Raw genomic sequence first — 12,477 nt, 5'->3', positions numbered from 1 at the left:
ACCGGGACCGGCCCGCTGGCGGCGCCGGTCCCGGTCGTGGTGTCGGTCGTGCTGTCGGTAGTGGTGTCAGGCGTGGTTACGGGGCGGGGGGTGCGGGGAGTTCGTTCTTCTCGAAGACGGGGGCGGGCTTGGCCTTGCTGTCGCTGCTGCCGCTGCTCTCGCTGCGGAAGGCGGTGACGGCGCTGGAGGCCCGGTAGACGCGGGTCTGGTTGCTGCTGGTGCGGTAGGAGAAGGCCCAGGTGGGGCCGGAGGTGTTGGTGTAGGTGAAGGCGGTGGGGTCGGTGGCCGCCGCTTCGAAGGTCTCCTGGTTCCAGGCACGCCAGGTGCCGGAGCCCTGGGCCTGTTCGCCGGTGTTGTAGACGAAGCCGTCGTCGGCGCGCGCCATGATCTCGGTGATGCCGGTGAGCGGGCTGATGACGACGGACGGGGAACCGGCGAAGGTCTTGTCCCCGACCTGGCTGAAGGCGGCCGGGAAGGCGGCGCCCTCGGCGGTCTGGGTGAGGTGGACGATGTGGCCGGCGGTGTCGCGGGCGAAGACGCCGAGGCGGTAGCCGGGGTAGACGATGACGGACGGGGTGCCGGTGATGGCCTGGTCGCCCAGGGTGGTCCAGGTGCCGACGCCGCCGTTGCTGAAGGTCGCGGTGCGCAGGGTGCCGTTCGCGTCGGTGCCGAAGAGCTGGATGCCGTTGCGGACGGTGACGGCGGTGAGCGGACCGGAGAAGCCCTCGCCGCTCAGCGGCATCCAGCCCATGAAGTCCACGTTGGCCCGCTGCTGGACGCGGTACCAGGGCTTGCCGTCGGCGTCCACGGCGAACTGCGCGAGCACTCCGTCCGCCGTCTTCCCGGTCGTCGGGTGCTCCGCCATCGCGCCGGCGAGGTTGATCCAGTCGCCCCAGTCCGGGCTGCTCGCGGCGTGCCGCCGCCACCAGATGTCGCTGCTGACGTTCTGCGCGGTCAGCGCCGTGCGGCCGTCCGGCTGTTCGGAGAGCGTCGGCTGCCCGGAGAACGCCTCGTTGCCCGAGACCGTCGTCCACTGCACGGAGTTGAAGTCCGACGGGTCGGTCTGCCGGCCGTGGACCAGACGCCCGATGTTGTCGGTGTAGGCGTACTCGACCTCCCCGCTGGACGCCTGGAGCACGCTGGTCGGGGTGGCGGACTCGACGCTGACCGAGGGCTTCGCCGGAGTGTGGTTCGCGGCCAGGCGGCAGGCGTCCGGCGCACCGGTCACGCTGGTGTAGCCGGCCCACCAGCTGCCGCTGCCGAGGAGCACGTTGTAGGGATCGAAGTTGCCCGCGTCCTCCCGGTAGCGGTACTGACGTACCTCTCCGTTGGGCTTGACGCGGAGGATGGTGTCGCCTCCGAAGGAGGTGAGGTCCTCGGTGTCGCGCCAGTCCGCCCAGCTGACCGTGCGGTGCTGCTCGATCCACCGCTGGCTGGTGAAGTCGTAGCGTGAGCGCGTCAGGTCGCCGGTGGCCGAGTCGACTCCGTAGACCACGCCCAGCTCGGTGGCGACGATGAAGCTGTAACGGCCCCAGCCCGAGGCGATCTTCTTGTTGCTGTCCGCGCTCCACGTGTTGGTGGAGCTGGTGTAGCGGGCGTAGCGCAGGTCGCCGTCGCCGTCGACGAACCAGAGGTTGCCGCCCCGGTCCGCGCTGATCTTGTTGCGGTTGGCGTCCAGGCGGTAGCTGCCGTAGGAGTCGCTGATCTTGCGGTGGTGGACGTCCCAGGTGCCGGTCGACCCGTCCCGGTGGCTGAAGTACAGGCCGTCCGACTTGATGCCGTAGAAGGTCGCTCCGTTGGCGGTCAGTACGCGCGGGTACTGGTTCCAGCCGGAGTCGATGGTGCCGGCCTCGGGGAGCGAGCCCGTCGCGCCGGCCGGGTCGGCGACGTTGCGCCGCAGCAGGCTTCCCTCGGTGGTGACCGAGTAGAGGGCGCCGGTCGACGTGCAGGTGATCTCGTCCGCGGCCTGGGCGGTGCCCGAGGTGGTGGTCATGGCTATGGGAAGCGCGGCGGCCGCGGTGGTGATCGCGATGACCCGACGGCTGAGCAGTCGACGGGACAGGGGTGACAGGGGTCTCATCGGCATCCTTCCGGACTTCATGTGATCTGGTCGCCCCGGGGCACGGGACGGCTGGAGGAGGGGGCGGCGCGTCTGCGGTGACGGCTCCCCCCCGAAGGGGACATTCGTGGGCCTGGCGCTGGCGCTACCCGTGCGCCGGCGCGGGGAGGCCGTGCTCCGTACGGGTCGGGGCGGGCTGGGCGGCGCCGTCGCCGGTGGTGGAGCGGGAGGCGGGGGAGGCGAGGACGGCGGGGGAGGCGAGGACGGCTGGGGAGGCGGTGGGGTCGGTCGCCGCCGCGTCGGAGGTCTGCTGCTCCCGGACGGGCCGGACGTCCGAACCCCGGGACCGTGCACCGGCGTAAGGGCGTCGTGTCGACATGTGAACGACGGGAGGGGCGGCGGCTGTCGCCGCGGTCGACGTGACCACGCGACGGCCGAACCGTCTGCCCGATGCGGATCTCATGGACGTCCTTCCAGCTCAGTGCGGTGATTCCGAGCAGGGAAGCAGCGGTTCGACATGATTGCGCACCCCCTGGCAGGGGGACGGTAAGCAGCTTTGGGTTAACGGTGCAGTGGCGCGGAGATGAACAGCTGACGCGTGTACATGACAAACAGATGGACAGTTGGTGATCGTCTGGACAGAATCTTCATACAACTCTCAGGATCCATAAGTCGATTCATGACCCACATGTGGTGCTGAGGGGGAGCTGTGCCTGACTACCGGAGAGTCGTCCGAAGACTGCTGTCCCGTCGCCTGCGTCGCAGCCGCTGGGGCATGGCCCTCGGCATCCTCCTGGCGTCGGTGATCACGGCCAGTTCCCTGGCGCTGTCCGGCACCGGCATCCCGCTCTTCCCCGAGGACCCCCGGGGCCGCTCGGCCCCCGACCAGCGGTGGGCGTCCGCCGACGGCAAGGACCACCTGGTCGGCGAGCGGGACGCCAACACCAAGGCGCCGCGGACCCTGCGGTCGAAGTACCCGACGACGGTGAAGAAGGGCAGTGTCGCCGCCGCCGAGAAGAAGGCCCGCAACAAGGCCGAGGCCGTCGCCCCGCCGGCCGCCGAGGTCACCGGCTTCGACGCCGAGCACAGCGAGGAACTGCCCGCCGAGCGCGACGGGTTCAGCCGTACCTACGCCAACGAGGACGGCACCCGGACCACCGAGATGTCGCCGACGCCGGTCAACTACCGCGACGAGAACGGCGACTGGCGGCCCATCGACACGGAGCTGCGGGCGGACGGCGACGGCTGGCGCAACACCGCCGACGCGGTCGGCGTACGCATCGACGAGCGGGCCGACTCCGCGCGCCTGGCCACCGTCGAACTCCCCGGAGGCGGCGGCCTGTCGTACGGCCTGAGCGGCGCGGCCGGCGTCGAGGGCAGCGCCGAGGGCAGCGCCGTCACCTACGAGGGCGTCCTCGCGGACACCGACCTGACGCTGGAGTCCCAGGCCGGCGGCGTCAAGGAGACCCTGGTCCTGCACTCGGCCGACGCCCCGACGACCTTCGACTTCCCCCTCGCCCTGGACGGGCTGACGGCGCGGATCGCGGACGGCGCCGTAGAGCTGACCGACGCCCGGGGCCGCGTCGCCGGCGTCATCCCCGCCGGGTTCATGGAGGACTCGGGGCACGGCGGCGAGCAGGGCGCCCCCGCCCGCTCCGAGGATGTCACCTACGACCTCGTAGAGCGGGCCGGCGGCGGCCAGACCCTGCGCATCACCGTCGACGCCGACTGGCTGCGGGCCCCGGAGCGGGTCTTCCCGGTCGAGGTCGACCCCTCCGTGGACACCTCGTCCGCCGAGACCAGCGTCTACGTCAAGAGCGGCGGCTCCGTCGTCGGCACCAGCGAACTCCAGGTCGGCAAGGGCGCCGACGGCGCGACCGCCACCTACCTCGGCTTCCCGTCGCTGGACGAGGAGCTCCAGCACCACAAGATCTTCGGCGCCCAGCTCCAGCTCACCAACTACGACTCCGCCTCCTGCAAGGCCCGCCCGGTGTCGGTCCACCCGGTCACCGAGAACTGGTCCGCCGGCACCGGCCTCAGCTACCCCGGCCCCTCGGTCGGCGGCAGCCTCGCCTCGAAGTCCTTCGCCTACGGCTACATCGCGACCGGCAAGTCCAAGTCCGCCTGCCCCGCCGCCTCCGAACTGTTCGACCTCGGCAAGTCCGGCCGCGACCTGGTCCAGCGCTGGGTCGACGGTGACCAGGCCAACTACGGCCTGTCGGTGCGGGCCTCGGCCACCGACTCCCTCGGCTGGAAGAAGTTCGCCGGGCACGGCACGGCCAACCCGCCCAAGCTGTACGTCACCCACTCGCCGTACAACGCGAGCTACTCCTTCACCCAGCCGGTCCCCGACCCGCCGGTCCTGCAGAACCAGGCCGGGCAGGTCAAGGTCGCCGTCACCAACAAGGGCGCGCAGACCTGGACGCCCGGCGCCTACTACCTGGCCTACCGGGCGTACGACAAGGACGGCAAGCTGGTCACCCAGCAGCGCGCCGCCAACCTGACCACCAATGTCGCCCACGGCGCCAGGACCACCTTCACCGCGACCATCAAGGCGCTGCCGCCGGGCGCCTACCTGCTGGACTTCAGCATGGTCAGGTCCGGCGGCCCGGTCTTCACCGACGAGCAGGTCGCCCCCGGCCGGCTCTCCCTCCAGGTCTTCGACATCGCGCCCGTGGTGCAGGAGCAGTACCCGCCCAACGGCTACCAGGCGCAGACGCTCAGCCCGCAGTTGTGGGCCAGCGCCGTGGACATCGACGCGCCCGCCGGGCAGACGCTCCAGTACAAGTTCGAGGTCTGCGAGCAGGGCGAGGACGACAAGCCCGTCGACTGCGTCACCTCGGCCTACCAGTCGAGCCCCGCCTACAGCGTCCCGGCCGGCCGGCTGTCCTGGAACAAGACCTACCTGTGGCGCGGCTTCGCCAAGGACGCGAGCAACGAGGTGCCCACGGCGCAGATCGCCCTGCTCACCTCGGTCCCGCAGCCGGAGATCACCTCCCGGCTGAGCGAGGGACAGGAGCTGGAGTTCGACCCCCAGGTCGGCAACTACGCGACCTCGGCGATCGACGCCTCCCTGGCCGGCGTCGGCCCGGACATGACGCTGGTGCGGACCTACAACAGCCTCGACCCGCGCCGCGACCTGGCCTTCGGCACCGGCTGGACCACCCGCTACGACATCCGGCTCACCCCCGACAACGACGGCACCGGCAACGTCGTCATCCGCTACCCGGACGGCCGCGACGTCCGCTTCGGCAAGAACCCCGACGGCTCCTACGCGCCGCCGCCCGGCCGGTTCGCCAAGCTGACCCAGGACGCCACCGCCGGCACCTGGACCCTCCAGGACAAGTCGGGCACGACGTACGCCTTCAGCAACACCGGCCTGCTCGTCAAGATCACCGACGCCACCTCCAACGTCGTCAACTACACCTACTCGGGCGGCAAGCTCGTCAAGGCCGAGAACCCGCGCAGCAAGCGCTCCCTGACCTTCACCTGGACCGGCTCCCACGTCACCCGGGTCGCCACCAACGCGGTCGACGGGGCCGCGCTGGCCTGGACGTACACCTACACCGGTGACGTCCTGGACCAGGTCTGCGACCCCACGGGCGGCTGCACCGCCTACACCTACACCGCCGGCAGCCACTACGCGGCGGGGGTGCGCGACTCGCGCCCCGAGTCCTACTGGCGGCTCGGCGAGGAGGAGGGCACCTCCGCCGAGAGCGCCATCGAGGTGAACCTCGGCAAGGACCGCGGCACGTACGGCGACGTCACCCTCGGCGGCGCCGGCGCGGTCACCGGCGACCCCTCCACCGCCGCCGGCTTCAACGGCACCACCTCCCGGGTCACCCTGCCCGGCGGCACCCTGAAGGCGAGCCGGGACGCGGCCGTCGAGGTGTGGTTCAAGACCATCGCCACCGGCGTCGGCGGCCCGCTGATCGGCTACCAGGACAAGGCGTGGGGCACCGCCCCCGGCACCGGCGTACCCACCCTGTACGTCGGCACCGACGGCAAGCTGCGCGGCCAGTTCTGGGACGGCACCGCCCATCCCATGACCGCCACCACCACCAACGTCAACGACGGCAAGTGGCACCACGCCGTGCTCTCCGTCTCCGGCGCCACCCAGACCCTCTACCTGGACGGCAAGCAGGCCGCCACCCTGGCCGGCGGCCAGATCCAGGCGCAGAACCTCACCCACAACCAGATCGGCGCGGCCCGGCCCAGCTCCCCGGCGAGCTGGCCCGGCTGGGGCGGTGCCCAGGCCCGCTCCTTCGCGGGCTCGATCGACGAGGTCGCCGTCTACCACCACCCGCTGGGCTCCCAGGCCGTCTCCACCCACTACGCCCTGGGCACCAAGGCCGCCGACCTGCTGACGAAGACGACGCTGCCCAGCGGCCGCACCGCCTCCGAGGTGTCCTACGACACCGCCCGCGACCGGGTCGGCGAGTACACCGACGCCAACGGCGGCACCTGGGCGGTGGGCGCCCCCGCCGTCTTCGGCGACGAGGACGACCTGCGCCGCACCGTCGAGGTGCACGACCCGGTCGGCCAGCCGTACTTCTACGAGTACGACGGCCTGACCTCGCAGCTGCTGCGCTACGGCGAACCGCTGGGCCTGGGCACGCGCGAGTACGACGGAACCCCCGAGCCGTCCCCGTCCACCTCCCCGCCGACCGAGGTCTGCTCGGAGCCCGACCCCGGCGACCCGATGTTCTGCACCACCCCGCCGGGCAACGGCGACGGCAGCCCCGACTTCATCCGGCACCCCGTCGACGGCGTCGCGATCCGCAGCTACACCTACGACGACCGCGGCTACCAGACCGTCACCACCAGCGAGACCGGCGACACCGTCACCCTCGGCTACGACGACCGGGGCAACGTCAGCAGCCAGACCACCTGCCGGGCCAAGGGCGACTGCCACACCTCGTACACCACCTACCCGGCGGGCCTGGACGAGCTGGACCTGCGGATCGACCTGCCCATTGAGACCCGCGACGCCCGCTCCAGCAGCGCCACCGACAACCGCTACCTGACGACGTACAAGTACGACAACAACGGCAATCTGCTCTCCCAGAAGAACCCCGACAGCGGCTCGGTCCTCAACAGCTACACCACGGGTGTGGAACCGGCCCGCGACGGCGGCAACACCCCCACCGGCCTGCTGAAGACCAGCACCGACCCGCGCGGCGCCGTCACCCGCTACGCCTACTTCTACAGCGGTGACATCGCCGAGGTCGTCGAACCGTCCGGCCTGATCACCCGCTACACCTACGACGCCCTCGGCCGCCGTACCAGCGAGACCGAGATATCCGACAGCCAGCCGAACGGCGTCACCACCACCTATACGTACGACAAGCTGTCCCGTCTGGTGTCCTCCCTGGACCCGCAGGTCGGCGACGCCGTCACCGGCGCCCAGCACCAGCAGCGCACCACCACCACGTACGACCCCGACGGCGTGGTGACGGCCACGGAGATCGACGACGTCGTCGGCGCCGACCTGCCGCGCTCGATGACGTACGAACTCGACGACCACGGCCGCCCGGTGCGCGTCACCGACGCCGAGGGCAACGAGACCTCCTACGGCTACGACCCGTTCGGCAACCAGACCTTCATGGTCGACGGCAACGGCAACCGCTTCGAGTACGCCTACACCGCGCGCAACATGATCGCCGAGGTGCGCCTGACCGACTGGGACGGCGACCCCGACGGCGCCGACGGGTCCGGCGAGGACCTGGTCATGCAGTCCTACGCCTACGACATGGCCGGCCGCCTCGCCCAGCACACCGACGCCATGGGCCGCACCCTGGAGTACCAGTACTACGGCGACGACCTGGTCAAGTCGATCACCCTCAAGGGCTTCCACAACGCCGACGGCACCACCCGCGACATCGTCGTGGAGGCCAACGAGTACGACGGCGCGGGCAACCTCGTCAAGGAGACGACCGACAACGGCCGGACCGTCACCGAGACCGGCTACGACGCCGTCGGCCGCGTCGCCTCCACCGTCACCGACCGCGGCGGCCTGTCCCGCGGCACCACCTACACCTACGACCAGGCCGGCAACGTCACCACGACCAAGAACAGCGGCAACCCGTCCAACGTGCCGTGGCCGGTGAGCGCCACCCCCGAGCAGGTCGACTACGTCTACGACCTCGCGGGCAACGCCACCAAGGAGATCACCCACAACGGCACCGAGACGCTGACCACGCAGTACGCCTACGACCAGCGCGGCCTGACCAAGACCGTGACCGACCCCGCCGGGAACGTCACCGACTACGGCTACGACACGCTGGGCCGCCAGATCTCCACGCTGGCGCCCGCCGTCGACACCGAGCAGGCCGGCGCCGCCGCGCAGAGCACCCGCCCGCTGACCATCGTCGGCCTGGACACCTACGGCGCCGCCACCTCCGTCCAGGACCCCCTGGGCAACGTCACCCGCACCGCGTACGACCGGCTGGGCCGGCAGATCAGCACCACGGGCGCCGCGTACACCGCGCCCGGCACGGACACGCCGGTCACCCCGACCGCCCAGTACCGCTACGACGCGCTGGGCAACGTGGTCGAGGCGACCGACCCCCTCGACCAGGTCACCCGCTACAGCTACGACCGGCTGAACCGGGTCACCGTCCGCGACGAACCCACCGGCACCGGCGACGACCGCGCCCAGTGGAAGTACACCTACACCCGCACCGGCGAGGTCCTCTCCGTCACCGGCCCGACCGGCGCCCGCGCCGAGACGACCTACGACGACCTGGACCGCCCGGTCACCCAGACGCAGATCGACCGCGAGCCGTACGAGGACGCGTTCACCACCCGCTACACCTACGACGACGCGGGCAACGTCACCGAGCAGACCGACCCCAGCGGCGCGAAGACGTCGTTCACCTACGACAGCCTCGGCCAGGTCGTCCGGCTGACCGAACCCAGCGGCACGGTCACCGAGTTCGGCTACGACCTGGCCGGCCGCGAGGTCCGCCGCTCCGACGGCCTGGGCCGCACCTCCTCCCTCCTCTACGACCAGGCCGGCCGCCTCGTCTCCGAGTCCGACCTGGCCCCGAACAGCAACTCGCTGCGCACCATCGGCTACGACTACGACGACGCGGGCAACCTGGTGGCGTCGACCGACCCGCTCGGCCACACCACCCGCTACGCCTACGACGCGCTGGGCCGCCTGACCAAGCAGACCGAGCCGGTGACCGACACCGAGTCGATCACCACGTCCTTCGGCTACGACGCGGCCGGCCACCGTACCCGCTACACCGACGGCCGCGGCAACTCCACGTACTACACGTTCAACACCCTCGGACTCGCCGAGTCGGTGATCGAACCGGCCACCGAGGCCGACCCGGCCGCCGCCGACCGCACCTGGACCACGGCCTACGACGCGGTGGGCCAGGCGGTCCGGGCGACCGCCCCCGGCGGCGTCACCCAGACCCGCGTCTACGACAACACCGGCCGGCTGGTCAAGGAGAGCGGCACCGGCGCCGAGACCGCCACCGCCGACCGCAGCTACGGCTACGACGCGGCGGGCCGCCTGACCTCCGCCGCCACCCCCGACGGCGACAACACCTACACGTACAACGACCGCGGCCTGCTGCTGTCGGCCGAGGGCCCGTCCGGTGAGGCGAGCTACGCCTACGACGACGACGGGCTGCTGACCAGCCGCACCGACGCCACCGGCACGTCGCTGTTCACCTACACCAAGCAGCAGCTGTCCACCGCCAAGGACGCCCTGACCGGCACCAGCCAGAGCTACGCCTACGACACCTCCGGCATGCTCCGCCAGGTCTCCTACGGCGCCGGACAGAGCCGCGCCTACGGCTACGACGACCTGGGCCGCATCGACACCGACACCCTGACCAACAGCACCGGCCAGGCCGTCACCTCCATCGACTACGGCTACGACGACAACGACCACCTGACCTCGAAGAAGGTCACCGGCAGCAACGCGGCCGACAACACCTACGGCTACGACCAGGCCGGCCGCCTCACCTCCTGGACCGCCGACGGCGCGACCACCGAGTACGACTGGGACGACTCCGGCAACCGCGTCCGGGAGGGCGACAAGACCGCCGTCTACGACGAACGCAACCGCGTCCAGTCCGACGGCGACTACACCTACACGTACAGCCCGCGCGGCACCCTGGCCTCCCGCACCAGCTCCGGCCTGACCGAGGACTTCGCCTTCGACGCCTTCGACCGCCTCCTCCAGGCCGGCGACGTCTCCTACGACTACGACTCCCTGGACCGCGTCGACTCCCGCAACGGCACCGACTTCACCTACGCGGGCCTCAGCCCCGACCCGGTCAGCGACGGCGCCTCCTCCTACGGCCGCGGCCCGATGGACGAGCTGATGTCGGTCTCCGAGAACGGCACCGCGCAACTGGTCGTGACCGACTCCCACGGCGACGTGGTCGGCGACTTCGACGCGACCGACGCGGACCTGACGGAGCTGGCGGACTCGACGACGTACAGCCCGTTCGGCGAGGAGGTCGAGGACTCCGGTACCGGCGAGGTGGCGGGCGAACTCGGCTACCAGGGCGACTACACCGACCCCGACACCGACCAGGTGAACATGGGGGCCCGCTGGTACAGCCCCGACACCGGCACCTTCGACTCCCGCGACTCGGTGAACTACGCGGGCGGCGCCTCCATCCTCGCCAACCGCTACACCTACGGCGCCGGCGCACCGCTGGACTACGTCGACCCCGACGGCCACTGGCCGAGCTGCGGCTGGTGCAAGAAGGTCGCCTCCGGGGTGAAGAAGGTCGGCAGCGCGATCAAGAGCGGTGTCAAGAAGGCCGCGAGGGCGGTCAAGAAGGTCGTCAAGAAGGCGTGGCGGGCCGCGGTCTCCGCGGTGAAGGCGGTCGGCCGGGCGATCAGCAACGCGGCCAAGTGGGTCTACAACAAGGCCAAGTCGGCCGTCAGCTGGGTGGCACAGAAGGTGTCCTCGGCGGTCAGCTGGGTGGCGAGCAAGGCGACGTCGGCGGCGAAATCGGCGGCGGCGTGGGCCCGCGAGAAAGCGGCGGCGGCGAAACGGGCCGCGGTGGCCCGCGCCAAGGCCATCACCAAGAAGGCCAAGGCAGCCGTCTCCTACGCGATCCAGCACAGCCCGCTACCGGAGATAGCGGCGGCGGTGAAGCCGCTGATATCGGTGACGAAGGACATCGTCTCCGCGGCGGCGAACCTGCCCGCTGCGGTGGTGGACACCGCCCGCAACGTCATCGCGGACGCGGCGCAGGCCGCGACCGACCTGCGGGACGCGGTGGTCGCGGCGGCCGGTGAGGTCGTGGAGACGGTCTCCACCGCGGTCCAGGCCGCGACGGAGTTCGCCCGCGCGGCGGCCCCCTACATCAGGGACGGCCTGAAGGCGGGCCTGGAGTTCGCGGCCGAGGCCTCCGGCTTCAACGACTTCAAGAACTGCCTTACCAAGGGCGACATGGAGGCCTGCGCCTGGGCCGCGGCCACGGTGGCCGGAGCCCTGGCGGGCGGCGCGGGAGCCGGCGTGGTCCGCGCGGCCAAGGCGGGCCGCATGGCGACCAAGGCGGCCAAGTACGGCGACGACATCGCGGAGGCCGCGGACAAGCTGGACACGGCGGTGGAGTACACGTCCTGCGCCGCGGACCTCGCCGGGGTCGCGGCCTCGGCCAACAGCTTCACCGAGGGCACTCTCGTCCTCATGGCCGACGGCAGCCGCAAACCCATCGAGGACGTGGACGTCGGCGACGAGGTCAAGGCCACCGACCCGACGACGGACGAGTCCCCGTCGTCGGAGAAGGTCACCGACACGATCACCGGCAAGGGCGAGAAGCACCTGGTCGACCTGACGATCGACACGGACGGCACCGCCGGCGACGCGACCGCGGTCATCACGGCCACCGAGGGCCACCCCTTCTGGGTCCCCGACCTGAAGCAATGGCTGGACGCCGGCGACCTGAAGCCGGGCCAGTGGCTGAGCACGGGCTCGGGCACGAAGGTCGAGCTGACGGCGGTACGGGCGTGGACCCAGAGCACGACGGTCCACAACCTGACGGTGGACCGGGCGCACACGTTCTTCGTCGCGGCGAGCGGAACTTCGGTCCTCGTTCACAACTGCCCCGCAGGTGGTGATGACGCCGCTGAAGAGATGATTCGGATGCGGCACTACACGAACGCCAAGGGCAAGGCGGGAATCAAGCAGAGCGGCGTCATCAGGGCTAGTGACCAGAACAAGGTCTTCCTCGTCCCGGCCAAGGGAAAGCCGATGAGTCCCCGTGACGCCGAGGCCAAGCTGGGAATCGGGCGTGGCAGGGGTAACCATGTGCTTGAATTCGATGTCCCGGCCGGTCGAGTGCAGTCGCGATACAATGCGACGATGGGTATCACCGAATGGGTCGCAGACGGTGATCTTCCGGTCAAGAACATTCAAGTAAAAAGGTGACTGG

3 protein-coding genes are annotated in these 12,477 nt (G+C 70.7%); 1 reads left to right on the top strand and 2 read right to left on the bottom strand.

What is annotated here, in order from left to right:
* Window positions 1–76: 76 nt before the first annotated feature.
* Together ACZ3IG_RS18850 and ACZ3IG_RS18845 are read right to left on the bottom strand one after the other, a co-directional pair.
* The gene (locus ACZ3IG_RS18850) at window positions 77–2,080 is read right to left on the bottom strand and encodes a tachylectin-related carbohydrate-binding protein (RefSeq protein WP_467433299.1); all 2,004 of its coding nucleotides are present in this window, start codon (window positions 2,078–2,080) and stop codon (window positions 77–79) included.
* Between the two features lie 124 nt (window positions 2,081–2,204).
* Complete coding sequence (locus ACZ3IG_RS18845) at window positions 2,205–2,438, bottom strand: hypothetical protein (protein ID WP_467433297.1); 234 nt, start codon at window positions 2,436–2,438, stop codon at window positions 2,205–2,207.
* A gap of 330 nt (window positions 2,439–2,768) precedes the next feature.
* Between ACZ3IG_RS18845 and ACZ3IG_RS18840 the strand changes: the two genes are divergently transcribed.
* Complete coding sequence (locus tag ACZ3IG_RS18840; protein ID WP_467433295.1) at window positions 2,769–12,473, top strand: HYD1 signature containing ADP-ribosyltransferase family protein; 9,705 nt, start codon at window positions 2,769–2,771, stop codon at window positions 12,471–12,473.
* Window positions 12,474–12,477 lie beyond the last annotated feature (4 nt).

Source organism: Streptomyces sp. NPDC016677, assembly GCF_055562815.1.
The sequence above is the reverse complement of the archived record's forward strand: the minus strand, read 5'-3'. Positions and strand labels throughout refer to the sequence as shown.